Source organism: Caproiciproducens galactitolivorans, assembly GCF_026672255.1.
Classification (GTDB): domain Bacteria; phylum Bacillota; class Clostridia; order Oscillospirales; family Acutalibacteraceae; genus Caproiciproducens; species Caproiciproducens galactitolivorans_A.
This window is the reverse complement of record NZ_JAPOHA010000004.1, coordinates 99063-125142: the sequence shown is the minus strand read 5'-3', so window position 1 is coordinate 125142 and position 26080 is coordinate 99063. Positions and strand designations below refer to the sequence as shown.

Genomic DNA, 26080 nt, shown 5'->3' with positions numbered 1-26080 from the left:
CGATGGTAGAATCATGTTCTCAACAGATTATCCATACGGATCAATGACTGCAGCACTCACCTTCTTAAATCAGCTTCCAATAAGTCTAATTGATAAAGAGCGTATCGAGCACGGAAATGCAGAATATCTTTTTAATTTATAGTTTATAAGATCGCAGTGGAAGAAATTTGCTATTTCAATCAGACAAGAAAAAACTACTCTCGCAAATCCCCCTTCTCTTTCGGATTCTGCTTTATTTTATAAAACTTCCATAATGGATAGTTGAGGTTCATGCAGGGCAGTTGTGCTGTATGCTTGTTTTACTGGGAGCACCTGATTGGGCAGAAAAAGGGGTTCGGCTGGCGCGGAAAGGTAAAAGGCAGGATTCGGCACCAGAAAATTCAGATAATCATATGGATAGACTGCTTTTTCCTTTCCCTGTACTTTTCCGGAGTCATGCTTTCCCTCTCGAAAGCATGACTTTTTTCATCTCGATCACATACGCAGAAAAATGTCGGACCTGCCAAGCTATTCTTTGACACGAGCCTATGAAAAGATAGGAAAATGTGTCAACGGATGATATAATGTCCGAATAGCAAATAAGAAATTTTAAGGATTTATGATAATGGAACAAACGAAAGATATTCAAACAATTTTTTCTGAGATGAAGACATCCCGGAATGAAGCGCTGACACAACTGTACGAGTCTTATTTTAAAACCATTTACGGAGTGGCTTTTTCCATCTGCAAAGATCAGGAACAAAGCTATGACATTGTTCAGAATGTCATGATTCGGCTGCAAACGCTCGCCAATGACAAACTTCCTTCTTCCGGCGAAATGACTTGGCTGTATACCGTTACGAAAAACGAAGCACTTCAGGAAATGCGCAGGGGTAAAGGTACGCTGCCCCTGAGCGAGTCCTTCGATCTTCCGTCGACCTATACGGAAATCGATGAATTTGTAGATATGGAATACTTCCGCTCCATCCTTTTCGGCATGAATGAACGGCAGAAAGAAATCATTACCCTGAAACTGAGTGGTAATATGACTTACAGGGAAATTGCCCAGCAACTCCATATGAAGGCTGGAACTGTCCGTTGGATTTACAGCACAGCGATGGTAAAGCTACGCACCAAGATTGGAGTCTCGACAGCGATCAGCGTCATTCTCTGCTTATGTTTCGCGGGAAAGCTCTACAAAGATCTGCATCCTGTCGACACCGGTATGATTGGCATTTCCAGTATTCCTACCGTCAGTCTAGCTGCCATCGCGCTGGGCATCGCATTTCTTCTCTCTTTGATCCCACTTTGTCGTGTCATCCGCCATACTGTCAGGTTCAAAAAGTCTGACAAATAAGCCTTTGACTGCATTTATAGCAGAAACCTCGAAGTGTTTTTTGGATTCTTGTATTCAAATACGGGAAAAGACCGTTCTTTTTAAAGGTATGAGTTTCTGCCGCAAATGCAGTCAAGCAATTAAAAAATTCGAAAAAAGGCCAGCAAAAACAGCTTATCGCTGCATCTAAATGATAGAACTCTGTGGATGCAGAATCGGGAAGGAGATTTATCGTGAAAAAAAGAATTGTATCGTGGCTGCTATGCTTATGCATTTTGGCGGCCATCCTGCCGACAGCAGCCTTTGCGACAACAAACGGAGGCTCCATTGATTCAAAATTTTCAGATGTAAAGAAAAGTGATTGGTATTTTGGAGCTGTTCAGTATGTGACAAGCCATTCCCTGATGGATAGCGTATCGGAAAATGTCTTCCAACCCGGCGAAACAGTCAGTCGGGGCATGACGGTACAGGCCATTTACCGACTGGATGGCGCGGAGTTTTCGGGCGGCAATCCCTTCACCGATGTGAAAAATGGCGTCTATTATCAAGACGCCGTCGGCTGGGCTGCGGAAAACAATCTAATCAAAGGTTACGGCGATGGCAGATTTGGACCGGAAAATTCCATAACCAGAGAGCAGATAGCTGCCGTCCTCTATCGCTACGCGCAGTCTCTCGGTAAGGGCTTCACCGGAAACTGGACATATTCCCTGGATTATTCAGATCGAAGCAAAATTTCTGACGGCGCTTACGAAAGCGTGGCGTGGCTTACGAAGAACGGAATTTTTTCTGGGAAGGAAGACGGCAGCTTTGATCCCGGGGAAACCGTTACCCGCGCTCAGCTTGCCATCCTCCTCATGAAGTTTGATCAGACTTTTGGCAAGGTGAGCTTTTCTTTCCAGTTTTCTCAGGATGACAGCGGCTTTCAGTCGTTGTTTGCCGACTATCATGATGATGGCAACAACTACGAAAGCTATCAGATGAAATCGGAATATGCGACAGCTCCTGTATCGAACGCGGAAAGCAAAAGCCTGTATCTTTGCTCTGCCAACCGCAGCGATGACCTATTTATGGGCTATGTTAAGAAGCTAGAAGGTCTCAAGCCGAATACCGGATATCAGTTCAACATTACGTTTAAGCTGGCCACCAATGTCACCGCGGAGAGCTTCGGGATTGGCGGAAGTCCCTCCGACAGCGTCTACGTAAAAACCGGAATTCTTTCAGTGGAGCCAAAACTTGAAAAGGACGCAACGGGAGTGTTGCGGTTTAGCAATATTGATATCGGTCGCCAGAGTCAAAGCGGAGAAGACGCACTCGTCATCGGGAATTTGGCCCGAGAGGACAGGAAATCGGACAACAGCTTCACATGGAAATCTTTCAGCACAAAGATCAACTCTGAGTCTGATTCGAACGGCTGCGTCTACCTGCTGATCGGTACGGACTCGGGATTTGAAGGCTTTACTGAATACTACCTGGACAATGTGTCGGTTGTCTGTAAGTAGGCAGGATTTCTCACAGGCATTGTCATTCTTAATTATTGCGCCATAGCGCCCGTAAGCGTCAAACCAATATACACCTGTCCCAAAACACCTGCGAATGAGAAATTTATTATTATTTCTTGGGTGTACACATTAGATTTAATTTTCGATTCCGCTTAAGCATCTTAACCTGACGAAATTACAAATGAAATTTTGTTGGATTCCAGTATGGATTTGGAAAAAGAATAACGGTATTGTGTGTTGCGAATGGGAGCAATAGTATGACAACAGCCGTGATTTATTACCGAATCAGCTAGAATAACGGCAGCGCAGATAAAACGGGCAATACTCAGACGCAAAAACACTGTTTAAGCAATGCTGCAGCAACCACCACATTACCATCGAAGGATATCCTTACGATGGTGGTTGGTCAGGCACAAGCTTCGACCTTCTAGACTTCAAGCGGATGTCGGACGATGTCGAGCCGGGAAACATCAATTTGGTGATCGTAAAAGATCTATTTAGATTCAGTCGCGAGTACGCACAAATGGAAATGAATATATACTTAATATATAGGCAATGAAAAAATGATCTTTGATAGTGTGGCTATTTTATCGAGTACACTTTGTAATAAATTTCGCAGAGCTGCGGGCAGTTTCCTCGTTTTGTACCCTTTTGTGCATTTGAGCGCAGCGGAAAGGAATGATTATAAGTATGGAAGAAAAGGTTCTAATTGTTGATGATGAATTTGGAATTGTCAATGCGATCGCTTTTGCTTTCCGAAAGGAAGGGTATCTCGTTGAAACGGCAGGTAACGGCCAGGAGGCGCTGGAGAAGTTATCAGCCTTTTGTCCTCATGTGATAATTCTTGATGTAATGATGCCGAAAATGACGGGTCTCGAAGTGTGCAGGCAGCTCAGTGACAAAAAAGATATTGGTATCATTCTGCTTACAGCAAAGAACGATGTCGTGGATAAAATTTTAGGCCTTGAGCTCGGAGCGGACGATTATATTACAAAGCCCTTTGATGTACGGGAATTGCTTGCCAGAACAAGATCGATCATCAGGAGGCTTCAAAAAAATGCCGAGGAGCCCGTCCAAAAAATTGAAGCGGGTCGGCTCGTGATTTTTCCGAGCCAGAGAAGGGTGCTTCTGAGCGGCGATGCGCTTGAAATGACCCCTAAGGAATTCGACCTGCTCTATCTTCTCATATCGCATCCCGAACGGGTTTACACAAGGGATGAATTGCTCAATGCCATCTGGGGGTTTGATTACGTTGGGGGCACAAGAACAGTGGATATTCATATTCAAAGGCTGAGAAGCAAGCTTGGAGAGCAAAATGCTTATATGATCCAGACCATTTATGGCATCGGGTATAAAGCGCTTGGAGAATAGTATGAAAATCAGTATAAAAGTCAAGCTGAGTGTATTTCTTGCAATCATGCTGCTGGCAGCCGTCGGACTGTTGAGCATTATGGTGCTGCGCGGTATCCAAAACAATCAAAAGCAGCAATATGAAGAATATCTCACACAGCAGGGCGAGGCGGCAAACAACTATATCAAAAAGACATATCTGATGCAGACGGCCGTATCAAACGTTCGGGAATATCTCTCCGCACGATCTCAGGCGCTGGCGAAAGAACTGGAGCTGATGAGCGGTATGGAAGTTGCTCTTTTTGACGGCACGGGAAACGAATTATCGAGTTCTAGGCCGGCCGAAGACAAGGAAGATGTAAGCAGTCTGCTGACTTATGCCCTCCAGGGCAAAAACGCCTATTATGAACAAGGAAGCAGTATTGTCTTTATGTCGCCTGTTTTCAGCGCGAATGAGCAGATCGGCGCGGTGGAGTTTGTCTATTCGGTTGAAAAGGGCAAGAGCTTCTATAAGGATACTGAGCGCCTTTTTTTGCTTTCCGCTTCTTTTGCGTTTGCGTTATGCCTCATTGCGGCATACATCTACGTCCATCGCCTGACGCGGGAGATAATGCGCATGAAAACCGCGGTAAAAAGAATTCAGGACGGCAGCTTTGACCAGCTCCCCCGTCTGAAAAGAAATGATGAGCTCGGTGAGCTGAGCGAGGGCATCTATTACATGGGACACACGATTGAGAAAAATATCGACGAGATGAGGCAGGAGAAAGACAAGCTCTCTTTGGCGGTTAACAAGCTTGAGATTTTGGGAAATCAGCAAAAGCAGTTCATCGGCAATGTGACGCATGAATTTAAGAACCCACTCACGGTGATCAAAGCCTATACCGATTTGATGAGTATGTATGCAGAGGATCCCAATCTGATTGCGGAGGCCAGGGACAATATCGAGCGGGAGACGCAGCGCTTATCCGTCATGGTGGAAAGAATACTCGAGCTGTCCGCTTTAGAGAAGTATGATTTTGAATTGCAAATGGTCGATATTGACATTGCTGACGTGCTGACCGAAATTTGCGGTAATGTCAAGGGAAAAATTCAAAAATTCGGTCTGCATCTGCACACAAGCCTGGAGCATCATATCATTGCTGCCGATAAAGAAAGCCTGACTCAGATTTTTATCAATCTTATGGATAATGCCATCAAGTATAACCGTCCGGGCGGAGAAATCTGGATCACCTGCGCCGAAGAAGCCCCTTGGCTGAACATTGTCCTGCGGAATACGGGCATGAACATCCCCCTGAAAGAGAGGGACAACGTGTTCCAACCGTTCTATCGGGCACAGCAGGCCCGTTCAAGCGAGATCGGCGGAACGGGACTGGGTCTAGCGCTTGTAAAAGGTCTCGTTGAAAAGCATGGAGGCACCATTTTGGTACTCGACACCGTGGAAGACGGGACAGCGTTTGAAATAAAGCTGCCCCTTCGATGAAATGTTTACAATTTTGAAATATTTGTTTATTCTGCTGAGAAGTTTGTCTCTTAGAATTGCCTTGCAAACGAAAGGATGTGAGAAAAACATGAGCAGATTCAGGCTGAGAGGCCTCATCGGGACGGTACTGATCGCAGCGCTGACGCTGTCCTCCGGCTGCGCCTCTACGGCGGCGGGGCGCGAGGAAATTCAAGTTGGGAGCCAGAAGATCACCGTCCTGGATGCCAAGCCTCAATCAGGAGCGGGTTATACAGCCGCCTCCGATACATTGGATTATGGAAAGATTGATCGGTATGAAGGAATTAAGAGCGAGGGCTGGTTGAGCGACGATTCGATTCTGGTCACTCAGGAAAACCCGGAGATCGCCCCCATACAGGTATTTGATCAAATGAGCCGCGTACGGAATCTCTATGCGTATGATCTGAAGACGGGCGAAGAGAAAGGCATGGCGGAAAAAACGGCATATATCTGGGCACCGATTGTTTCGCCTGACGGCAAGCACATATTTTACGAAAAATTTGAAGCGGGTCAGTATACCGGTATCCTCGCAACTCTAGAAGGCGCCGCGGTTGCATCGGTTCCTGTGGATGCCGAACACGGACTCAACCTGTCGTTCAGGCAGGCGGAGTGGGTAAATAACGAGGAAGTTCTTGTCCCGTCCTCAGATAACGGCGTCTGCCTGATCAATGTGAATTCGGATGTTACCAAAGTAAGCAACATCGGGCTGATGCAGACAGACCATGCTTCTAAAGTCGGCAATACCATCTATTATGTTTCAACCGACAGGAGCCTGGTTGCTTATGATATTCCCAGCAAGCGTAGCTCCGTGGTGAAAAGCAATGTGCTGGAGTTCGAGCTCTCGCCCGATAAAAACCTGTTTGCGATTCAAAAGAGGGTGAGCGACAGCAAAACCGCTTTGGTTTTAACGGATTTGTCCGGAAAAGAAACGGTCACGCTGACAGAGGGAAATCAGGTGTTCGGCATCAGCTGGTCACCGGATCAAAGTAAGCTGGCCTGTCTCGTAACGTCCAGCGACGAAAGCAAAAATGGGCTGCATATCTTCGATGTGATGAGCCGCGAAGATTTGTATATTTCCCGCGACTTTCTGAATGCCGATAGCGGTCTTTTCTGGAGTCCTTCCGGTAATAAATTACTTGCGAGCATCAGCACCGTCAAGGAGATGACGCTCGTTGACAATACGTATATCATTACACTTAAATAATTTGAATTAGTCATAAATACAAGGAGTACTGAAAATGAATAAAAAACGCAATAACGTTTCCCTGATCACACTGAGTGCGGCCCTTTTCCTGACGGCCGGTCTGGCGGTCCTTTCCGGCTGCGGCGCAAAAGAAACGTCAGCAAGTCCATCGGCGAATACAAGCGTCACAGCTTCGGGCAGTGCAACGGATAACAGCGCTTCATCGGACGCAGAAACGACCGAAGGGGTGCCGCCCGTACAGAGCACCCAAAACGCGCCGGCCGAATCAGGCGACAAGACGCTTGAAAACACTTTGGACGGTTATGTCAAATTACTGGGCCTTGACAAGGACGAACTGGTGAAAGCGGTGGGTGAAAAACCGGATTCCTCCGATGAGGGAGGGCAGGACTTTAAAAAGGCGGATATTCGTGTTTGGTTTGACGCAAAATCCGGTACGGTGAACCAGCTATTTACACAAAACAAGGATATTGATCTCAACGGCGTCAAAATTGGCGACACAATTGATAAATTCGAGGAGGTATTCGGGAAGCCTGTAAGTGACCGAAATGGTGACATACACTTTAAGTATAATGACATTTTTTTATCTCTCAATTATGATACAACGACAAAGGAAACCTTTGCATTGTATCTGCTGACTGTTGATTTTTAAATACCACATTACGATCCGTTTTTTTGTCAATGCTCCATATTGAATTCAAAATTCATAAGACAAACACAGTGCATTTTTTATATTACTTCAAAATTGTCTCTCAGGGTACTTTTCACAAGATTATGCGGAGCTCGAAAGGAAGGTTGGCAAATATTGTGCCATATAATAAAAAGAAATCAACATTAGCAGTCGTATCAGCAGCACTTCTGACATTTCTGTTTGTAGGCTGTGCGACCACGCCTAAAGCTGTGGAAAATTTGAAAAGTGAGGTTGCTTCTTCGGCCAGTGAGTCCACTCCTTCAAGCAGCGCGGCTGAATCTTCAAGCGACACGATGACCGAGCAGAGCAGCAAGAGTAATGAAAAGGATTACTATGGGAAATGGGTTATTCAAAAAATTCTGGCTTACGGTTCGAGCGGGACGTACAGCAGCGACAGCGCTGAAAAACTTATTGGCCAGAGCGTGAACTTTTCATCAGCAAAAGCCACTATCATTACTGATGAGCCGTCCAACCCTTTGGTAAGTATCACTGCTCCGAAGTATCAGGTAACAACTGAATCAGACTCCGACTTTCAGACGAATTATCAAATTAGTTTCGATAAGCTTGGTATAAAAGAAAATTATGTAACAATGGTGAATGTGACCGGATCAGATAAGACTGCCGGCACATTTTTAATAAAGAGTAACAATACGATTATTTTCATAGCCGGAGGAACCTACTTTGAATTAGAGCGAAATTCGGATAGCAGCGGCCAAAAAGCTGAGGAACCAGCAACGGGATCGTATGTGAAAGATAGCGGTGATCAAAAAATATTTGAGGAGAATTATGGGAACTCAAAGGATACTACAAAGGTTCTGAAATTGACAGAAAAAGAGCTGCAGTTTGATGCAATCACAGTCGTTTTTTCTGGAGATTTCAGTAAGATGTTTACCAAAGGGAAAGGCTATCCTTATTATTTAGATTCCGCTTCCGGCGGGAAAAGAGGGATTAATATAAAAGATAATTCGGGGGTATGGCGTACTTTTGTGTATACGATAAATTCATGATAAAGTGATAAAATAGTACTGTACTGTAATATAGAATAGGAAAACATTGCATAAACTGCACCTGAGGCAGACAGCGAAAACTGTCTGCCTCAGGTGTAATTTAGTTATAATCGGTCTGTTCAAACGTTAACAAAACGGGTTCGAAAATTAAACAAGTAACAAGAAAAATAAGTATCAAGCAGATAGAAGGTGTTGTCTTAACCGACTATAAGTTCGGGTGCCTTGTATGCCAGTCTGTGTTTAACTCATAAACGTAGCCAATACCGAGTACGGTTGCTTCATCAAAGGGGCGGCCGATCAGTTGCATATTTACAGGCATTCCAGCGGAGGAAAAGCCGCAGGGCATCGACAGGCTGGGCAGTCCTGTCAGGTCGGTCTGCGCTGTAAAACTTGTCAGGCGGAGCGCGTCCTCATAATTGTCTGCGGTTGGCGCCGTCAGCGGTGTTGCCGGCGTAAGCAGGACATCGACTTTGGACAGTGCGTTCAAAAATTCATCCGTAAAGGCTTGACGGGCTCGTTGCGCCTGCAAATAATCCAGCAGCGGAACCTGCCCGGCACTTTCCAGAAACATCCGTACATCGGAACCGTAATCATCGGGGCATGTGTCAAGCCAATGCTTGTGGACCGCCAGCATTTCGCCCATCATGATGTTCATTGCCGCGCCGCGCATCTGTGTGACAGACGGTATGTCAACCTCAACGATCTCCACTCCCAGCTCGCGAAATTTCTCTATTGCCTCCTGCATCGCCGCCTGCACATCAGAATCCAGATTTTCATAGTAATGTCGCATTGGTAGCCCGATACGCACGCCCTTTAGTTCATTTGAATACTGTCGCATCCCAGAGGCTGGAAGATCAACCGTTGCCTTGTCCTTCGGGTCGAAGCCGGACATGATATCCAGACACAGGGAGGCGTCCACCACGCTGCGGGTCAGGGAACCCGCGTGGTCAAGCGACCATGCCATTTCTATAATGCCATATCGGCTGACCCGACCGTAGGTCGGTTTCATTCCAACCACTCCGCAGCAGGCTGCGGGAATGCGGATTGACCCGCCCGTGTCCGAACCTGTGCCCAGATAAGCAAGCCCCGCTGCAACGGCCGCCGCCGAACCGCCGCTCGATCCTCCCGGAACCCGATCAAGGTTCCACGGATTTCGGCAAGGGCCAAAGTACTTACTGCTTGTCGTCATTCCCGCAGCAAACTCGTGCGTCTGGGCCTTACCGAGCAGCACCGCTCCGGCTTCCTGCAATTTGGCTACAACAGTCGCGTCATAATCAGGGATGAAGTCTTTTAATATTTTAGAGCCCGCAGTGGTTCGGATGCCCTTGGTATAATAAAGGTCCTTATGAACAATCGGTATGCCGTGCAGAGGGCCCTTATATTGTCCCTGCATAATTTCTTTTTCTGCCTGTTTTGCCTGCCTGATTGCAAGATCGGCGGTTTGAGTAACAAATACATTGAACTTGGAATTCAGCCGCTGGATGCGCTCAAGCGCCTGCTCGGTAAGATCAACAGGAGACAATTCATGTCTCTGAATCTGTTTCGCCAGATCGCTGATCGTGGCGAAGGAAAGCCTGGAATCTAATTCTTTCATATGCAGTTTCCTCCTGAATCTAATTTTTGCATGGAAATTTGGCACGACTCGATTCGGACAAGTTGTCCCTTTAAAATTATAACGGACATGTTGTCCGAATGTCAATAGAAAATTAAAGTTTATTTATTTTAAAAGAATGGAGTTGATCGATAATTCCTGAAAGGAGGACTAATGGCAGAATGAAATTCATTAAGAATAAGAAAAAAGCCAGTGGGAAGTTTGTTTTTCCACTGGCCAACTTTATTAATCTGAATTTCTGTGCTTTTAAAACTCACTCTCCATCGTTATGGAGCTGTACCTTATAGAGGGATGTTTTCTGCCGGCCCCGATTTTCATATGGCTGATCGCAGTTTCCCTGCATTGCCCAGATAAAAAATCTGGCTTACCTTGCTCCTTTACAATTTTAATCCTTTGATGAAAATACGGTCCAGACCTTTCACGATTCTTTCTAAGGAAAAGCCGTGATCATGTAAATGAAAGTCGATATCGTGAAGTGCGGATAACAAAGCCTCCACCGTGTATGGAATGTCCACATCGGCGGAAAGCTCTTCGCCTTGTTTTGCTTCCTCGAACAGCGACAGGCATGTATCACGCATCCATTGATACAGGGGGGTTTGCATGGGACGATATCCCAGGATAGCGCGGCTGACAGCGCAAAGCCATGGACTCTTAGTCTTTAAAAATTCGGCAAATTTTTGTATCACATAATAAAGCCTGTCTAAAGGCGGCATTTCTGAATTGCAGTCTAAATAGTCGCTGAGCTCGTCAAACAACGGCTTGCACTCTTGCGTTACAATCTCTATACATATGTCACCCATTTCCGTATATCTGCGGTAAAGGGTTGCCTGCCCTACTCCGGCTCCTGTTGCAATCTGGTGCATATTTACACCTTCAGGCCCTTGGTGTTCAATAAATAATCTTCTAGCTTCCTCCAAAATGCGTATTCTATTGAGCTCTTCCCTCGAGAGCTTTCCAGTTTTTGTTTCGTTAGTCATTTCAAAAATCTCCACTAAAAATAATTTTTAAGCTGCACTTGACAATCGGACAACATGTCCGATATAATAAAAAGCGTGAGTCGGACAATGTGTCCGAAATCATAATAACATAACGTCCATCAAAACGCAAGAAATTTATGGAGGGAGGAATCCGGTTGCTTTACGATACTTTTTGCCGCCTGCAAACTGTGTGGAAGGCAATGTCATACTGCTGTTGAATCTAAGGATGAAATGTTATGTTGCAGTTAACAGGAAAAAGAAAGGGTGTCAATTATGGTTAAAAAGCTGTATTTTTTGCCGGCTGGTTTTTGTTTTCTTGACCAGTCGCTTGTGAACGGGAATCTTCCCGCAGGGAAACTGATTGAAATGCCGGTATGGTGTTTTTTGTTGGAGACAACGGACGGACCGATTTTGATTGATACAGGAATGCCGGATCCTTTTGTGAACAACCCGGATTACTATAAAGGAACCCGAAGAGAAGGCCGGCTCGTCCCAAAGATGACGGAAGATGACCGAATTGAAAATATCCTGAAACGGGTCGGCTATCAGATCGACGATATCCAGACTGTGATATCCTCTCATCTTCACTTGGATCATGCGGGAGGAAACGAACACTTTCGTAAAGCGCCAATTGTGCTTCAAAAATCGGAATTTGATTTTGCAATCCATAACGAGGACTATTCACCAAAGGAATGCAGAATTCCGGATTTAAACTATCAGCTTATTGAAGGAGATTTTGAATTGGTACCCGGCGTGCAGATCTTATCTACACCAGGCCACTCCGTGGGGCATCAATCGGTGCTTGTAAAAACCGAGCGGTCAGGGGATGTTCTCCTGACAATTGATCTGGCGTACAATAAGGATATTTTTAATCATGATCTTCCATTTTTATCGGCAAATTCCAAAATGGCTTCCAATTCAATCGAAAAAATAAAAAAGCTTGTTCAGGAGGTTCATCCCGAAGTCATATTCTTTGGGCACGACGGAGTGCAGGCAAAGGATTGGAATGTTTTATACCCCAATTTTTTATAAGGGAGAACCTATTGTGAAAGATCAATCAGTTTCATTATCTAAAAATGATAAAAAATTAATTGGAACACTGTGCATTCTGATTGTTTATGCAAAAATAAATCTTACCATGTTTAATCTGGCGGTTCCATCCATTTCATCGGCGTTTTCCCTTTCCACTTCACAGGTGAGCTGGATTATGGCCGGATACACCGTCATATTGGCGGTTGGGGCAGGGGTCTACAGTAAACTCACGGGCCGATTTTCCTTCAAATTCTTATATGTCGTCGGACTGCTTCTGTTTACGGTGGGCTCTCTGTTCGGCTTTTTGGCCACATCGTTCACACAGGTGATGATTGGCCGCATTATTCAGGCGACGGGAGCCGCCGCCATATCGCCGCTGTCCTATGGGATTGTAACTCGTTTTTTCCGCTCCAGCATAAGAGGCAGGGTGCTCGGCGCATTGTCGGCCACCATTGCCTTCGCATCGGGGTTCGGCCCGGTATTCGGCGGATTTGTCGAAGAATACGCCGGATGGCACGCCCTGTTTTTAGTTTCGGGTTCCTGCCTGTTGGTGCTCCCGTTTATCTTCAAATACATTCCCGACGCGGCCCGCCAAAAAGAGCCTTTTGATATAGCAGGTATGGTGCTGTTTTCGTCGGGAATCACTTTTTTTATGCTGGGAATCACCATGAATCCCTTTCTCTGTCTTGTGGGGCTGTTGGTGCTGGGAGCCTTTTGGATTTATATCAATAAAGTCGACCACCCGTTTATTTCTGCGGGTCTGTTAAAAAAGACGTATTACCGAAGAACGCTCTGGATTGCATTTATCACATTTTTATGCAACACAGGGTTGACGTTTTTCCTTCCGATCATCATGAAGAGCGCTTTCAGCATGCCAACAAGTGAGATCGGACTGCTCATGATTCCCGGGGCTTTGGCAGCCACGCTGCTGGGCTCTGCGATCGGGCTGTGGAGTGATCGGTACGGAAGTCGCCGGGTTCTTAAAATTTCACATTGGCTGATGATAGGAGGATTTATCCTGCTAAGTTTTTCCTCTAAGCTTTCACCGCCGGTCATTGCCCTCTTGGTTATTCTGCCGATGATTGGTACGAATGGAATGCTGACTGCCTCAGGAAAACTCATTTCCTTGACGCTTGATCAATCGGAGTTGGGCATGGGAATGGGCATTTTTACACTTGCTTACCTCTTAGGTGGAGCATTCGGGCCAGCGCTGGTCGGGCGGTTCATTGACCTGAATATGTCGTTTGAAATGATTTATATAATTCTCGCGGTCATTGGGCTGGTATCCTTTTTGCTGACGCTATTCGTACAGGAAACAAAGGACAAAACGGATCAGACGTCCTCGTTCTCAAAAAAGGAAGAGCAGACGGTTTCAAATTAATCTGCGTGTTGAAATGGCTCGTTGCAGCAGCGAACTTAATGGAGTTCTCCCGCAACGAGCCATTTATATTTTGGTATAGAGGCATTGACGTGAAAAAAACATGAGCGATCTGGGCGAGTTTTTATCTAGACAGGACTATGCGGGGTATCTACTCCCGTTTTTCAGTGGTTGCGGAAACGGAGTCTCGTTTCTTTATGATCCCCTAAAGTAATTGGTAAATATCGTTGTTTTCTTTAATTTTCAGCACATCCCGCATGGGAGAGCACTGAAACAGGCGCGAATATTCCCGGCTGAACTGCGACGCGCTGCTATACCCCACACTGAAGGCAGCGCCTTCGGCGGTTTCCCCGTCAACCGCCATCAGACGCCGTGCTTCCAGTAAACGGAGGCGCTTCTGATACTGGATCGGGCTCATTGCCGTCGCTTCTTTAAAAGCTTTAAAAAAGGCAGAACGGCTCATGTTCGCAGTTTTTGCCAATGAAACCACATCTATCTCTCCGCTGAGGTTGGCTCTAAGCGTGTAAATTGCCTGTGATATCTTGTACATCTTGCTTCCGGAACGAATAAACTGCCGGAGTGCCGGTCCGTCCGGACCTTTTAAGAGACGGTAGAATATCTCTTTGACCGCCAAAGGCCCCAGTACCGACGCGTCTTCCGGAGCCTGAAAAAGCTTTCCTAATCGGATGGCAGTCTCCAGCATCGGGTCGCCCACTTTGCCGATAAACATTGCGCGCATGGACTTCTCCATCTCTGCCGGCAAGTCCGTTTCAATCTGCGCCGCAAGCTCGTTCAGTATCGCCGAATCAAACATTATTTTGAGACATAAAAAAGGCTGCCCCGGACCCTCCGCATAAAGATGGCTGTTTACAGGCAGATCAACTGGAGTGGCGATATAATGAACCCCATTATATCGGTAAACTTCGCTGTCCAATGTGATTTCCGTATGCCCCTGAACAACAATGCATAAAGATGCGTGCCAGCGCTGCCAACGGCAGTCCGAATGAGAAAATTTAACACAATACGCGCCGGGAAGAGACGTTTTGTTCACACCATCCTCAGGAGCGGAAGCATGAATCGCTTTTGCCAACTCATACCGTAAGTCCATTGTAAAACCTCCCAGTCATATGAATGTAGTCTATTGGTATTATAAACCATCGTGGACTTTTAGGCAATAAATGTGGACGTTTGGGAATTTTCTCTATAAAAGCGCGATGGTATACTAAATGCATCACCATGAATCAAGACAAAACCAAGGAGGTTGAATACAGTGGCATTTACTATTGCGAATCAAAAGAATCCTACGATTCTGCTCGTCGCGGCTTCACGGGGCCTGGGCCTCGCCATGGCGGAAGAATTCCTGAAAAAAGGCTGGAACGTCGTCGGCACGGTACGACCGGGATCGGGCCGGACAAAACTGCACGATCTTGCGGACAGGTTCAAGGGGCGGTTGGAAGTGGAAACGCTGGACATCTGCGAACAGAGTCAGGTGGCGGCCTTGCGGGAACGTTTGTCGGGCAGAACGTTTGAGATGCTTTTTGTAAACGCCGGCACCACGAACAGCAACGAGATGGCACCGATCGGAGAGGTATCGACCGAGGAATTTGTACATGTGATGGTCACAAACGCGCTGAGCCCGATGCGGGTAATTGAGACTTTCAAAGATCTTGTTCCCGCAGATGGCCTGATCGGTGTGATGTCGTCGGGCCAGGGCAGCGTCGCCAACAACACTACAGGGTTGCGCGAAGTATATCGCGGAAGCAAGGCGGCCCTGAACCAATTCATGCGGAGCTATGCGGCCCGCGACCCAGAAACCTCGCGCGCAATGGTTTTGATGGCTCCCGGATGGGTCCGTACGGAGTTGGGCGGACCGGATGCGCGTCTGAGTATCGAGGAAAGCGTCCCGAACTTAGTGAACGTTCTGCTTAAAAAACAGGGGCACGCCGGTCTGGAATACCTTGACTATCTTGGCCGGACCGTTCCGTGGTAACACAACTGCTTTTACTTCTTCCCCGGTTTCCATTCTGGATAAAATTGATCCGACAGAAAATTTATAACCAAGGAGATTGAATACAATGGCGTCGATGATCTCAAATCGAAAGAATCCTGCAATCCTGCTCGTCGCGGCGTCACGGGGCCTGGGTCTCGCTATGGCGGAGGAGTTCCTTAAAAAAGGCTGGAACGTCGTCGGCACGGTACGGCCGGGATCGGGCCGGACGAAGCTGCATGATCTTGTGGACAAGTTCAAGGGACGGCTGGAGGTGGAAATGCTGGACATCTGCGAACAGAATCAGGTGGCGGCATTGCGGAAACGTCTGTCGGGCAGAACGTTTGAAATGCTCTTCGTAAATGCCGGCGTCACAAGCGGCAGCGAGACGGAAACCGTTGGCGAGTCGTCAACTGAAGAATTCATACGCATCATGCTCACAAACGCGCTGAGCCCGATGCGGGTCATCGAATCTTTTCAGGATCTCGTTCCCGTAGATGGCCTGATCGGCGTGATGTCGTCTGGTCAGGGCAGCATTACCAATAACACCACAGGAATGTATGAAGTTTACCGCGGGAGCAAGGCGGCCCTGAACCAATTCATGCGGAGCTATGCGGCCCGCAACGCGGAAACCCCGCGCGCGATGGTATTGATGGCTCCCGGTTGGGTCAAGACGGAGTTGGGGGGACCGAATGCGCACTTGAACATTGAGGAAAGCATCCCGAACTTAGTAAACGTCTTGCTTAAAAAGCAGGGGCACGCCGGTCTGGAATACCTCGACTATCTTGGCCAGACCGTTCCGTGGTAACCAAATGGCATCCGTTTAATTTCTGATTTCCATTCCGGATAGAATCAAATTCAATACGGCGTCGAGTCGATTTTCAATATCGGGATTCTGCCATTCCGAAGCAAAAGCGGGATGATGGAACCGACTGGTGGCGATAAAAACGGAGATGGCCAGCTGCCGCGGATCTTGATCAATAAACGCCTTGCTGTGAATGCCTTGCTGGATAATCGACTCCATCTGATTGAGAATATGATGGAGGTGTTCCTTCAGGGCACGGCTGGAACCTTCCGACAAAACGGCATAATTTTCGAACATCTCCGGATCAGTCGCCGCGCATGCGCGTTTTGTTCGGCACAGCTCCTGCAGGTAGTGCCGAAGTTTCTCTTCCGGCCGGGCGTTTTCCCGCATAATCGGATCCAGTGAACGGAAAGTGCGCGCCAGCCATCGTTCCGTAACGGCTTCCAGCAGATCAGCCTTGTCCGCGTAGTACCGGTAGATCGCGGCATGGCTGACGCTCAAAGCTTTGGCGATATCCGTAAGGTTCGTTTTGCACGGGCCATACCGCCGGATAGCATTTTCCGCCGCCTGCAGGATCGACTCTTTATCCAATACAAAACGGTTCATTTCCTCACCCCCATCTTGAATTGATTTGCTTCCGTATTATAGCACGTCATGTTACAAATTTCAAATAGTATCACATGAATCAAAGTTACAAATGATAGAATATGTACTTTGATTGATTACAAATGTCCGGCAAAGACAGGTATCCGTTTTTAGAAGGGAGGAAAACCATCTCCCGGATTTTCATAACCGGTTCTGCCGGAGGCCTGGGACAACGGACCGCGAATCTTCTCATTCAATCCGGTCATCGGGTCGCTCTGCATGCCCGTAACGGTAAACGTGCGAAGAATGCCGTGAAAGGCGCGCTGGACAGTCTGAAGGAAACGCCGAAAACGCAGGTATGGCTGGCGGCCGGCACACGCGCATCATCTGCAGCAGACGATGTTCAGACGCAGGAGCGGTTTCTTGCCGCGTGTGAGAGGTATTCCGGGATCGCATTTCAAAAATAGCTTCGCAGCGGAGATTGTTTCAAACGAAAAGATGAATTTATGGAGGAAGCAAAATGAAAGTAATAGCTTTTGTTGGTAGCTCGAGAACGGACGGAAATACTTCAAAAGTAGTCGGCGCGGTTTGCGCGGGTATGAAAGAGAGCGGGCATTCGGTCGAAATCTGCAATTTGTCGGAACTCGACAACAAGGGATGCCGGGCCTGCGGCTCATGTCAGGCAGGAAAAGTGGAATACTGCGCGGTTGACGACCGGGTGACGGCTCTTTTGCCGAAGGTCGCGGACGCGGACTGCATCGTTTTGGGAACGCCCGTCTACATGATGCATCTGAGCGGGACTGCGAAGAATTTTATTGACAGGCTGTTTGCGTTTTATGTTCAGTCGAACCACACCGCGAGATGCTTGCCGGGGAAAAAGTATATCACGGTCACCTGCAGCGGCGCGCCTGTGGGGGCCTTCAACAATGTTACGGAATATCTGAATCAGCTTTTCGAAGGTGCATTTCAGATGAAAAATTCAGGTAACATTATCGTTGGCAATGTATTAGGCAAAGATGATGTTCTCAACCAGCGGGATATTTTGAAGTCCGCCGAAGATGTGGGCAGAAAGCTAAAATGATCATACGCATCAATGAATATGAGGTAAAGATACAGCGACCCGCTTTTCAAGGTCCGGTAACTGGAGCGGCAACTGCTTGTACTTTTCAGCATCCATGTACTACTGCAAAATGAACTCCGGCCTGAAACGTCTGAGTAAAGGCGCCTGGCTCATTATATCCAGTCACAGTTAAATAGTCCTTTCGTTTATCAAAAATAAAATACGCCAAGAGCAAATCTGCCAAAAGGCAGAGACGCAAAGCCATAGGATCTAAGGTGCTGGTTAAAGCGCTATGACAGCCTGGCTGCCGATTGTCGTAACAAAAGCCTGCCCATCCATGGGTGGGCTTTTGCTCTTTTATGACATGTATACGTGCTTTTTGATACTGTGGGCTTCTGTCTCCTTTTGCTTGCGGCTATAGGAGGCGCTTCACAAATGAAAAGAAGCACTGATCAAGTGCGGAGGTTGAAATAAAGACCTCGCTCTCAGAGAACACCAACAATATAAAAGCCTAAAAAAGTCAGCAGTTGGCACTATGCAAACTGCTGACTTTTTTTATTCGACTTTTTTCATGCGTTTTCGACCTGGTTGTATCTCCTTTGCATTTCATTGGATGTGCTTGGGAAGCAATGGAAAATGCCTTTGCTGTCGCTCTCCGCCTGTTCTTCATTTTCAAGTTCAAAAAATATTGAAATGGAGGACAAGCCTTATGGCAAAGTATCAGAAAAAAACGGATTACCAGGCGAAGTATCCCGGTGTGAGCAGAGAAATCATTGAAGTTTTGGAAAAGAGCGACCGTCAGATGGAATACCTGCAGTATGACATCAAAGTCGAGCGATGCCGGATTGATTCTGCCAGCGGTACCGTTACATATCTCCCCAGCCGGGAGGACTCCTATGAACGGCTTCTGGAGGAAAATAGGCAGTTTGCCACCGCTGGCGAGGATGTGGATGATGCCGTGATTAAGACCGTGATGATTGAAAAAATGCTGACCTGTCTCAAGCAACTCACCCAAGAGGAGCAGGAACTAATCACCGAGTTGTTTTTCAAAAGCAAAAGTGAGCGACAGTTGGCTGCAGAAACAGGCATTCATTTTATGACCATCCATGACAGAAAAATAAAAATTCTCGGCAAATTAAAAAAACTGATGGAAAAGTAAAAAGTTTTTCCGTGCAACCCCCTCGCTCAGCGTGTAAGTAAGTGAGGGGGTTTTTCTATTCCCTCGTTGTTCCTTGAAAATTTCATATCCGGCAGCATAAATACATGATCTGTTCGGCCGTGATGAGCGGCAGCGACAATGACGGGCACGCCAAGACTACCTGCGGATGGGTGACAGACATCCGTCGAACCGATGGCATCGAAGGCGACGAGCGGCAAGGCCCGGTCATAAAACAGCCTGTGGTGGGCTGTCTCGCAATGAAACGGACAGTGCCAACGCTACTTCCGTCCAGCCACAGACTCAAGCAATGGGGGCGGCTCGCAGAGATCCTGGGAGAGGTGAGATTCCTATGGCGTTTGCTTAACCGGCAAACCGTTTATGCTGCCGCCCTAGTTTCGGGAAGCAGTGCCGAATAGAAGCATCAGACCAATAAAATGAAGAACAAGCTTTATATAGATTTGAGGGACAGCCATGTCCAACCGGCTGTCCCTTGTTACATACAGTGACGGAGGTGCTTGGCATGAATGTAAGCAGAGGAGATGTTTTCTATGCGGATTTGATGCCGGTCATCGGGTGCGAGCAGGGCGGCATCCGCCCCGTCCTTATTATTCAAAACAATATCGGGAACCGATACAGCCCCACCGTGATTGTGGCGGCGGTCACCAGCCGTATGGAAAAGAATCCTTTGCCTACCCATGTACCCCTGACGGGAAAGCATATCGGACTGCGGCAAAACTCCATCGTCATGCTGGAGCAAATCCGCACCATTGACCGCTCCCGCCTGCGCGCGTATCTGGGCCGCATCGGCGGCGAGTGCCTTCGGAAGGTTGACGAAGCCCTGGGCGTCAGCCTGGGGCTTTTTATCAGACAAGCTGAGAGTAAGGAGGAGCAGTATGAAACGAGCATGGCTTTATTGCCGTGGTGACGCGCCGGAGGATCGAAACAGCGTATTAAAGAAACAGGAAAAGCAGCTTTATGATTTCGCGGAACAGTTGGGATATCAAGTTACCGGAGTAAGCGTTGATCTTGATCAGAATACGGAATTGGAGAAGCTGAAACAGGATGCCGACGTGAAACGTTTTGATGCTCTCCTTGTCACCAGCCTGTTCCATATTCATCGTGACCGCCGTCAGGCGCTTGCCTGGGTGCATGAATTTCAAAGCTTTGGAATTGAAGTCTTTTCTCCCTTGGAAGGACATATTTCCGCGGGGGAGGGTTTGATATGATTGCCGTTTCCGAGCGGGTGTATCTCTCCATGTTCAGGGATGAGCCGGAGGTTCTCACGATTCCGGAAGCCGCCAAATTGCTGCGCATCGGTATCAATCAGACCTATCGCTTGGCACGGAGCGGCCGATTGGGGAGCATCCGGGTGACCAACAAGGTCTTGGTCCCCAAGCTGTCTGTTGTGGCGTTTCTGGTCGAAAATAACCCGTGCAGGTTTGTACCGTTTGACACCTGGCTTTCTCCGTCTGAGTGTGGTATTGTGTGTACTGCCGACGGCAGTACCGGAGAAAATCACGCGAAAGGAGAACGGAAATGAAACGAATCACAGGCCGTTTGGCCACGAAAAATCAGAAATGGTACGCCGTATTAAATTTGTATGACACAGATGGAGTCCGCAAGCAAAGATGGGTCAGTCTTGACCTGGAGGACAAGCGCGGCACGAAAACGGAGGCCAACCACCGGCTTGCCGAGGTATTAGCGCAGTACAACGTCGGGGATTTATACCTTCAGGAAAACATGACCCACGCGGAACGGGAACGCAACCGGATCGCCAATATGTTGGTGGAAAATTATCTTCCGGAATGGCTGGAGCAGCACAAGCCCAATATTTCAAGCTCCACCTACTTGAATTACAAGAGAATGATCAACGGCAGGATGACAGCTTTTTTCAAGCCGATGAAGCTCAAGGTAAAGGAGGTCACCGGCGACGAAATCAACGCCTACTACACGACGATTCGCTCCGACGGGCTGAAGGGCACGACGGCGCAGCGCCACCACGCCATGCTGCACAGGGCTTTCCAGCAGGCGGTAAAACGGCGCATCATCCCCACGAATCCCTGCCTGCAGGCCGACAGGCCCAAATCCGTGCCGTTCATTGGCAGCTACTACAACGCCGAGGAGCTGAAGGGGCTTCTGAACTGCGTCGAGGGGGACCCGATCCGCCTGGTCATCATGCTGGCGGCCTACTACGGTCTGCGCCGCAGCGAGGTGCTGGGGCTGAAATGGTCCGCGGTGGATTTCACCGCCAAAACGATCAGCATCCGGCACAAGATTCTGGAGGAGGAAACCAAGAGCGGTGTCGTGCTCAAGGGCTACGACGTGATGAAAACAAAATCCTCCTACCGCACCCTGCCGCTGATTCCTCACATTGAGGAGGAGCTTCTGGCGGAGCAGGCGAGGCAGGAGGAAATGCAAAGAGTCATGCGCGGCGCTTATGACAAGAAATATTCGGAGTACATATGCGTAGACGCGCTGGGCGGCCTGATCACCCCGCAGTATGTCAGCAGTCATTTTCAGGTCATTTTAAAAGATAACGGGCTTCGAAAAATCCGCTTCCACGATTTGAGGCACAGCTGTGCCTCGCTCCTGCTGGCAAACAATATTCCCATGAAGATGATTCAAGACTGGCTGGGGCATTCCGACATGGCGACCACCGCCAACATCTACTCCCACATCGACAGCTCCAGCAAGCTGGCCAGCGCAAACATGATTGAAGAAGTGCTTGGAGCGACTGAAGACGAGGATAATCCGGAGAACGACAAGGACGAAAAACCGGAGTAAGCTCTCCGAAGGTTCGAACCCACGCAATGTCGCAGAAGACTTTCCCATCTTGCAGTTTTCTTGCAGAAAATCCCCAGAAAATTTGCAAACCCGCTTGCCTCGATTTCTGCCAAAGTGGGGGAAACAATGTGAAAATAGGCATAAAAATGTCCTAAAAGCCCGGAATATTCGGACTTTTAGGACAAATGTGGCGGAGAGGATGGGATTCGAACCCATGTGACGTTGCCGTCAAACTGATTTCGAGTCAGCCCCGTTATGACCACTTCGATACCTCTCCATGTATTTTCAACCGATTGCTCGGTGAAAAGGCAATATTCAGTTGATTGCAAAATTGCAAGAAAACTGCAAGATGAAAATTAGAACCGTTGTAAAATTGAAGCCGCAAACCCGCATGAAATCAGGCTTCTTCGAACCTGTCCCATCGCCGACCACACGCGATTTCGAGTCAGGCCCGTTATGACCACTTCGATACGCTTCCCTATAAAATTTAAACCTGCGCAAAAACGCTACCTATACATTTTACGGATTTGTTCGTAAAATGTCAAGTGTTTTCCTCTTTCCCAAAATCTTTAAAATATTCTGCAATTTGAAGGGTTCTTGTGCCATGCGGACCAAGGGGGACATATTATGCAGTAAAACAACTTATGAATTAGGTGATGATATGCCCTTAACAACCAGAGAACTCTTTGCAAAGCTCCTGAAATGCGAGGCCGGAGGGGAAGGGGACAACGGCATGCGCGCGGTGGCTTCTATTGTTATGAACCGGGCCAATGTGGATTACGGAGAATTTTCCCGTGTAAGCCAGGGAGGGAACGTACGCAATATCATTGTACAGCCCGATCAGTTTACATGCATGTTGGAAACAATAGGCGGTGTCTACAATTCGCAAAACGTTTTTAACATGGATCCGGATGAAATTCAATACGAAATAACGGATTGGGCGCTTTCCGGCAATACGGCTTCCTCGGTCGGTTCGTCCCTTTTTTACTTTAATCCGTACAATCCCCAGTGCCCCCCGTATTTTCCGTCAAACCGGGCGGGTGTCATTTTCAACCGGATCAATCAGCATTGTTTCTATACCCCAACCAGTATTTATGCGAGCACATGATAAAAGGAGGACATTATGGACAACAACCGTTCCAATTCGGAATTTGCGCCGGCCTGCGGCAACTGCCAGGGGCCCGGCATGCCGACAGGACTTTCCATGCAAAGTACAACGCCTACGATAGAGGACGTTGCAAGCTATAACTATATGAATCCGCTGCAGAAGCAGCAGTTCGGCCAGCAGCTCAAAGAAATGGGGAAAGGCCATCCTTCCATCCCAAGCCCAAACCGTATGGGAGCACCGCCGCCCCTGATGTTTGCCGGAACCGGCGGCGCGCAGATGGGCGGCGCACCGGCCCCTGTAACCTCCGGGCAGTTCCCGGGACTTCTCCCTTCACCGGCTGCCGGGAGCGCAATGACCCCGGCCGGCGGCATGCAGATGCCCGGAACCTTCGGGCAGCCCCAAAGGATGCCTGCTTCCCCGGCGGCTCAGGCGGCCCTGCTTCCGGCGAGCACGGGCGGGACGATGAGCGCGGGCGCTTTAAATCCGACTCTGACACAGCCGGTTACAATCAACTCGGAGAGTCTGCAATATTTGAATGGCTTTCTGCGCACGCAGATCGGAAGGCCTGTCCTCGTGGACTTCCTGATCGGCACCAATACGCTGGTCGATAAATCGGGCACGCTGCTCGGCGTAGGCGTAAACTATATTTTATTGCAGGAAGCGGAAACCGACGATCTTTTGGCATGCGACTTCTATAATATCAAGTTTATTAAATTTTACTATTAAATTTTTTGTCTCCCTTGACGGGCGGTGCCGAAAGGCAGGCCCGCAAGGGAGTAAAACCGGCGATTGCTTAACCGGCGGCTTGCACTGTTTGCGCGGCGGCGGCATCGGCGGGCAGCACTATGGCGGGAGCCTTGCCGATATTCGTAATATCCCCGCTGGTTACGCATCGGGATACGTTCACTTTGATTCCGCTGCCGTCGATTGACTGGAATATTTTATTCACCGCTTCCGTAGCGTCCAGCTCCAACCGGACGAGCTGTCCGGTTGATTCGTCGACGTAGCCGTATCCGTAAACGGCGGGGGCGTTTTCAAGCAGGGTTTGTACGATGGTTTTCGAGCCCTGCCCCATGCCGGTTGCGGTAACGATCGTCTCTACGGTGCTGCGAAGCGCATTGCTTTGAAAAGTAAGTTCGATTTTATGTACCTTGCGGGAATTGATTTCCGTTTCGCGAACATATTTCTGGCCGGAGATACTCTCCGTCAGGCGAAGGATATCGATCTGCTCCAAAGGCGTGGTGCCCACGTCTTCGGCCGAGGTTTTCTGCCAGCCGCTGCCGGTGTTGGAGTAAAACCATACGCCGTCCGGGTCGGTTACGGTATAGCTGACGCTGCCGGTTGCCGTGCTGCCCAGCAGGGTGTTTTGGGTGGATTTCAGCGCAAACGGCTTTGCCCGGTAAACGCAGTTTGCATTCGTCTTGAAAACGCTCTCTTTTCCGTTCGCGGTAAAGACCAGTTCGCTCACATAGGAGGCGCTGCAATTCTCGATTGCGTTCGCGTTGGTTTTTGCCTCGCGCATCAGTACGTCGGCGTCCGCCTTTTTTCCGCAGGCGGACAGGCCCAGAAGGAGAACCGCCGCGCAGAGAAACAGGATTGCTTTTTTCAATTTCATGGTAACCCTCTTCATTTTACTTCTGCTAATCATAATATCAAATTTTTACTGGAATCGCAACCCAAATCATCCCGATAACTTGACATAATACCTGCGATAAGGGTAAAATAACAAAGATAGCAGTCTCATACGACATAAGGAGCAAAATATGAATGAAATGAAGCGGGCCGCAATGAAAATGGCGTCCCTTTCCATTTATAAAGGAATCTTAAACCGCACCGTTCCAAAGGCCTTTTATCGTCTTCTCTGGTCCTGCGATAAGACGGAGCAGGAATTCCTGACCGCCTGGGGCAATTTCTTCGCCGTGCTGTGCGAACGCGGGTGCAGCGAAAGCCTTGCCGAATGCATTACCGGTACGGCGCTGTTTGATGAAAACGCGTATTCGCTTGCCGCGGCCGCGGGGAAAACGGATTTCCCGCCGACCATGATGGAAGCGGTGGAGCGCGATTTGAAAATCATTCTGGAGATTTCCGCCGTTACCCCGCAGGAGCTTTTAAAGGGCTGCCGCTTCGAGCAGCAGGTGGAATCCCTCGCGCTGCCGCAGTGGAAAACCGGGGAACCGGTCGGCGCGCTGAAGGGCAATTTAAAAGACTGCATCCGTAAAATGACGGAATATTACCAAAAAAACGGCTGCGGTATGTACGCACGTTACCGCGCGTTTATCTGGCGTGATAAAAAAATCGAGCCGGTTGCCTATCCCGACAAAACCGTGCTTGCCGATTTAAAAGGCTATGAGGTGCAGCGCGGTCTGGCGATCGACAACACCCTTTCCTTCCTTCAGGGCCTGCCCGCGAATAACTGCCTGCTTTACGGCGACCGCGGAACGGGCAAATCCTCCACGGTGAAGGCGCTTTTAAACGAGTATTATCCGAAGGGACTGCGCATGATTGAAATGCCGAAGGAATATCTGATGGATTTTCCGCTGCTGGTAGACCAGATTGCCGCCATCCCGATGAAATTCATTATTTTTATCGACGACCTGTCCTTTTCCAAACAAAACGATACATACGCCGCGCTGAAAGCGGTTTTGGAAGGCGGACTTGCTGCCCGGCCGGAAAACACGCTGATTTACGCGACTTCCAACCGGCGCCATCTGGTTCGGGAAACCTTCTCCGACCGCGACGGGGACGAGGTGCATCGGGGCGACACCATGCAGGAAAGCCTTTCGCTGGCCGACCGGTTCGGCCTTTCCATCGGCTTTACCCTGCCGGATAAAGAACGTTATCTGGAAATTGTCCGCCAGCTTGCGAAACAGAGGAAGCTGGATGTTCAAAGAGACGAACTGGAAATGGGTGCAGAACGGTGGGCAACCGCGCGCGGCGGGCGTTCGCCCCGCTGTGCAAGGCAGTTTATCCGCGATGCGGAGGCGCGCATCCGGCGCGGGCAGGAGCTTTCGTAGCTGCTGCGGAAAGGAGCG

Annotated in this window: 26 protein-coding genes, 1 tRNA gene and 1 riboswitch; of the genes, 21 read left to right on the top strand and 6 right to left on the bottom strand. The window is 48.5% G+C overall.

Features of this window, described 5'->3' with window-relative positions:
* Positions 1-604: 604 nt before the first annotated feature.
* The 7 genes from OUY18_RS05235 (at position 605) to OUY18_RS05205 (ending at position 8561) form a co-directional block, all read left to right on the top strand.
* Positions 605-1336: an RNA polymerase sigma factor gene (locus tag OUY18_RS05235; RefSeq protein WP_268057680.1), complete on the top strand. Its 732-nt coding sequence runs from the start codon at positions 605-607 to the stop codon at positions 1334-1336.
* Positions 1337-1548: 212 nt separating this feature from the next.
* Complete coding sequence (locus OUY18_RS05230; protein WP_268057679.1) at positions 1549-2814, top strand: S-layer homology domain-containing protein; 1266 nt, start codon at positions 1549-1551, stop codon at positions 2812-2814.
* A gap of 690 nt (positions 2815-3504) precedes the next feature.
* Positions 3505-4185 carry a response regulator transcription factor gene (locus OUY18_RS05225; RefSeq protein WP_268057678.1) on the top strand — a complete coding sequence of 227 codons (681 nt, stop codon included), beginning with the start codon at positions 3505-3507 and terminating at the stop codon, positions 4183-4185.
* A gap of 1 nt (position 4186) precedes the next feature.
* Positions 4187-5644: a sensor histidine kinase gene (locus OUY18_RS05220; RefSeq protein WP_268057677.1), complete on the top strand. Its 1458-nt coding sequence runs from the start codon at positions 4187-4189 to the stop codon at positions 5642-5644.
* A gap of 88 nt (positions 5645-5732) precedes the next feature.
* Positions 5733-6866: a hypothetical protein gene (locus tag OUY18_RS05215; RefSeq protein ID WP_268057676.1), complete on the top strand. Its 1134-nt coding sequence runs from the start codon at positions 5733-5735 to the stop codon at positions 6864-6866.
* Positions 6867-6900: 34 nt separating this feature from the next.
* Positions 6901-7515 (top strand): hypothetical protein, encoded by a 615-nt coding sequence (locus OUY18_RS05210; protein ID WP_268057675.1) that lies wholly within the window; start codon positions 6901-6903, stop codon positions 7513-7515.
* A 143-nt stretch (positions 7516-7658) separates the two neighbouring features.
* Entirely contained in the window at positions 7659-8561 is a 903-nt protein-coding gene (locus tag OUY18_RS05205; RefSeq protein WP_268057674.1) for a hypothetical protein, read from the top strand.
* Positions 8562-8766: 205 nt separating this feature from the next.
* Here OUY18_RS05205 and OUY18_RS05200 read toward each other — a convergent pair whose 3' ends face one another.
* Together OUY18_RS05200 and OUY18_RS05195 are read right to left on the bottom strand one after the other, a co-directional pair.
* Positions 8767-10155, bottom strand: coding sequence for an amidase (locus OUY18_RS05200; RefSeq protein ID WP_268057673.1), 1389 nt, complete (start codon positions 10153-10155; stop codon positions 8767-8769).
* A gap of 395 nt (positions 10156-10550) precedes the next feature.
* On the bottom strand, positions 10551-11150 hold the full coding sequence (locus OUY18_RS05195; RefSeq protein ID WP_268057672.1) for a TetR/AcrR family transcriptional regulator: 600 nt from the start codon (positions 11148-11150) through the stop codon (positions 10551-10553).
* Positions 11151-11423: 273 nt separating this feature from the next.
* Between OUY18_RS05195 and aiiA the strand changes: the two genes are divergently transcribed.
* Together aiiA and OUY18_RS05185 are read left to right on the top strand one after the other, a co-directional pair.
* Positions 11424-12182, top strand: a complete 759-nt coding sequence (gene aiiA, locus OUY18_RS05190) for a quorum-quenching N-acyl homoserine lactonase AiiA (RefSeq protein ID WP_268057671.1) — start codon at positions 11424-11426, stop codon at positions 12180-12182.
* A gap of 13 nt (positions 12183-12195) precedes the next feature.
* Positions 12196-13563 (top strand): MFS transporter, encoded by a 1368-nt coding sequence (locus OUY18_RS05185; protein ID WP_268057670.1) that lies wholly within the window; start codon positions 12196-12198, stop codon positions 13561-13563.
* A 202-nt stretch (positions 13564-13765) separates the two neighbouring features.
* Here the strand turns inward: OUY18_RS05185 and OUY18_RS05180 are convergent, their stop codons facing one another.
* Entirely contained in the window at positions 13766-14668 is a 903-nt protein-coding gene (locus OUY18_RS05180; protein WP_268057669.1) for an AraC family transcriptional regulator, read from the bottom strand.
* A gap of 162 nt (positions 14669-14830) precedes the next feature.
* Between OUY18_RS05180 and OUY18_RS05175 the strand changes: the two genes are divergently transcribed.
* Positions 14831-15550: an SDR family oxidoreductase gene (locus OUY18_RS05175; RefSeq protein ID WP_268057668.1), complete on the top strand. Its 720-nt coding sequence runs from the start codon at positions 14831-14833 to the stop codon at positions 15548-15550.
* Between the two features lie 85 nt (positions 15551-15635).
* Positions 15636-16355: an SDR family oxidoreductase gene (locus OUY18_RS05170; RefSeq protein ID WP_268057667.1), complete on the top strand. Its 720-nt coding sequence runs from the start codon at positions 15636-15638 to the stop codon at positions 16353-16355.
* A 15-nt stretch (positions 16356-16370) separates the two neighbouring features.
* Here the strand turns inward: OUY18_RS05170 and OUY18_RS05165 are convergent, their stop codons facing one another.
* Complete coding sequence (locus OUY18_RS05165; protein WP_268057666.1) at positions 16371-16958, bottom strand: TetR family transcriptional regulator; 588 nt, start codon at positions 16956-16958, stop codon at positions 16371-16373.
* 122 nt (positions 16959-17080) lie between these two features.
* On the opposite strand from OUY18_RS05165, the gene OUY18_RS05160 reads away from it, so the two are divergent.
* The 7 genes from OUY18_RS05160 (at position 17081) to OUY18_RS05130 (ending at position 21940) form a co-directional block, all read left to right on the top strand.
* On the top strand, positions 17081-17404 hold the full coding sequence (locus tag OUY18_RS05160; RefSeq protein WP_268057665.1) for a KR domain-containing protein: 324 nt from the start codon (positions 17081-17083) through the stop codon (positions 17402-17404).
* A 53-nt stretch (positions 17405-17457) separates the two neighbouring features.
* The gene (locus tag OUY18_RS05155) at positions 17458-18018 is read left to right on the top strand and encodes a flavodoxin family protein (RefSeq protein ID WP_268057664.1); all 561 of its coding nucleotides are present in this window, start codon (positions 17458-17460) and stop codon (positions 18016-18018) included.
* Between the two features lie 199 nt (positions 18019-18217).
* Positions 18218-18309, top strand: a riboswitch (cyclic di-GMP riboswitch).
* A 397-nt stretch (positions 18310-18706) separates the two neighbouring features.
* On the top strand, positions 18707-19156 hold the full coding sequence (locus tag OUY18_RS05150) for a sigma-70 family RNA polymerase sigma factor (protein ID WP_268057663.1): 450 nt from the start codon (positions 18707-18709) through the stop codon (positions 19154-19156).
* A gap of 520 nt (positions 19157-19676) precedes the next feature.
* Positions 19677-20081, top strand: coding sequence for a type II toxin-antitoxin system PemK/MazF family toxin (locus tag OUY18_RS05145; RefSeq protein WP_268057662.1), 405 nt, complete (start codon positions 19677-19679; stop codon positions 20079-20081).
* Positions 20050-20382 (top strand): recombinase family protein, encoded by a 333-nt coding sequence (locus OUY18_RS05140; protein ID WP_268057661.1) that lies wholly within the window; start codon positions 20050-20052, stop codon positions 20380-20382. The genes OUY18_RS05145 and OUY18_RS05140 overlap by 32 nt, the downstream gene beginning before the upstream one ends.
* Positions 20383-20411: 29 nt before the next feature.
* Complete coding sequence (locus OUY18_RS05135; protein ID WP_268057660.1) at positions 20412-20696, top strand: helix-turn-helix domain-containing protein; 285 nt, start codon at positions 20412-20414, stop codon at positions 20694-20696.
* A complete protein-coding gene (locus OUY18_RS05130) occupies positions 20693-21940 on the top strand; it encodes a tyrosine-type recombinase/integrase (protein WP_268057659.1) in 1248 nt (415 codons plus the stop codon). The genes OUY18_RS05135 and OUY18_RS05130 overlap by 4 nt, the downstream gene beginning before the upstream one ends.
* A 188-nt stretch (positions 21941-22128) precedes the next feature.
* Here OUY18_RS05130 and OUY18_RS05125 read toward each other — a convergent pair.
* Positions 22129-22217, bottom strand: a tRNA-Ser gene (locus OUY18_RS05125).
* Positions 22218-22601: 384 nt separating this feature from the next.
* Between OUY18_RS05125 and OUY18_RS05120 the strand changes: the two genes are divergently transcribed.
* Together OUY18_RS05120 and OUY18_RS05115 are read left to right on the top strand one after the other, a co-directional pair.
* The gene (locus tag OUY18_RS05120) at positions 22602-23048 is read left to right on the top strand and encodes a cell wall hydrolase (protein WP_268057658.1); all 447 of its coding nucleotides are present in this window, start codon (positions 22602-22604) and stop codon (positions 23046-23048) included.
* A gap of 15 nt (positions 23049-23063) precedes the next feature.
* Positions 23064-23774, top strand: a complete 711-nt coding sequence (locus tag OUY18_RS05115; RefSeq protein WP_268057657.1) for a hypothetical protein — start codon at positions 23064-23066, stop codon at positions 23772-23774.
* 67 nt (positions 23775-23841) lie between these two features.
* On the opposite strand, the gene OUY18_RS05110 is transcribed toward OUY18_RS05115, so the two are convergent.
* Positions 23842-24663, bottom strand: a complete 822-nt coding sequence (locus tag OUY18_RS05110) for a hypothetical protein (RefSeq protein WP_268057656.1) — start codon at positions 24661-24663, stop codon at positions 23842-23844.
* Positions 24664-24811: 148 nt separating this feature from the next.
* Here OUY18_RS05110 and OUY18_RS05105 point away from each other — a divergent pair, with 148 nt between their 5' ends.
* On the top strand, positions 24812-26062 hold the full coding sequence (locus OUY18_RS05105) for an ATP-binding protein (protein ID WP_268057655.1): 1251 nt from the start codon (positions 24812-24814) through the stop codon (positions 26060-26062).
* Positions 26063-26080 lie beyond the last annotated feature (18 nt).

Coding starts and splice junctions, on each gene's coding strand:
- OUY18_RS05235 (WP_268057680.1), top strand. CDS start 605: ATGGAACAAACGAAAGATATTCAAACAATTTTTTCTGAGATGAAGACA.
- OUY18_RS05225 (WP_268057678.1), top strand. CDS start 3,505: ATGGAAGAAAAGGTTCTAATTGTTGATGATGAATTTGGAATTGTCAAT.
- OUY18_RS05220 (WP_268057677.1), top strand. CDS start 4,187: ATGAAAATCAGTATAAAAGTCAAGCTGAGTGTATTTCTTGCAATCATG.
- OUY18_RS05215 (WP_268057676.1), top strand. CDS start 5,733: ATGAGCAGATTCAGGCTGAGAGGCCTCATCGGGACGGTACTGATCGCA.
- OUY18_RS05210 (WP_268057675.1), top strand. CDS start 6,901: ATGAATAAAAAACGCAATAACGTTTCCCTGATCACACTGAGTGCGGCC.
- OUY18_RS05200 (WP_268057673.1), bottom strand. CDS start 10,155: ATGAAAGAATTAGATTCCAGGCTTTCCTTCGCCACGATCAGCGATCTG.
- OUY18_RS05195 (WP_268057672.1), bottom strand. CDS start 11,150: ATGACTAACGAAACAAAAACTGGAAAGCTCTCGAGGGAAGAGCTCAAT.
- aiiA (WP_268057671.1), top strand. CDS start 11,424: ATGGTTAAAAAGCTGTATTTTTTGCCGGCTGGTTTTTGTTTTCTTGAC.
- OUY18_RS05180 (WP_268057669.1), bottom strand. CDS start 14,668: ATGGACTTACGGTATGAGTTGGCAAAAGCGATTCATGCTTCCGCTCCT.
- OUY18_RS05170 (WP_268057667.1), top strand. CDS start 15,636: ATGGCGTCGATGATCTCAAATCGAAAGAATCCTGCAATCCTGCTCGTC.
- OUY18_RS05165 (WP_268057666.1), bottom strand. CDS start 16,958: ATGAACCGTTTTGTATTGGATAAAGAGTCGATCCTGCAGGCGGCGGAA.
- OUY18_RS05160 (WP_268057665.1), top strand. CDS start 17,081: ATGTCCGGCAAAGACAGGTATCCGTTTTTAGAAGGGAGGAAAACCATC.
- OUY18_RS05155 (WP_268057664.1), top strand. CDS start 17,458: ATGAAAGTAATAGCTTTTGTTGGTAGCTCGAGAACGGACGGAAATACT.
- OUY18_RS05150 (WP_268057663.1), top strand. CDS start 18,707: ATGGCAAAGTATCAGAAAAAAACGGATTACCAGGCGAAGTATCCCGGT.
- OUY18_RS05145 (WP_268057662.1), top strand. CDS start 19,677: ATGAATGTAAGCAGAGGAGATGTTTTCTATGCGGATTTGATGCCGGTC.
- OUY18_RS05140 (WP_268057661.1), top strand. CDS start 20,050: ATGAAACGAGCATGGCTTTATTGCCGTGGTGACGCGCCGGAGGATCGA.
- OUY18_RS05135 (WP_268057660.1), top strand. CDS start 20,412: ATGTTCAGGGATGAGCCGGAGGTTCTCACGATTCCGGAAGCCGCCAAA.
- OUY18_RS05130 (WP_268057659.1), top strand. CDS start 20,693: ATGAAACGAATCACAGGCCGTTTGGCCACGAAAAATCAGAAATGGTAC.
- OUY18_RS05120 (WP_268057658.1), top strand. CDS start 22,602: ATGCCCTTAACAACCAGAGAACTCTTTGCAAAGCTCCTGAAATGCGAG.
- OUY18_RS05115 (WP_268057657.1), top strand. CDS start 23,064: ATGGACAACAACCGTTCCAATTCGGAATTTGCGCCGGCCTGCGGCAAC.
- OUY18_RS05110 (WP_268057656.1), bottom strand. CDS start 24,663: ATGAAATTGAAAAAAGCAATCCTGTTTCTCTGCGCGGCGGTTCTCCTT.
- OUY18_RS05105 (WP_268057655.1), top strand. CDS start 24,812: ATGAATGAAATGAAGCGGGCCGCAATGAAAATGGCGTCCCTTTCCATT.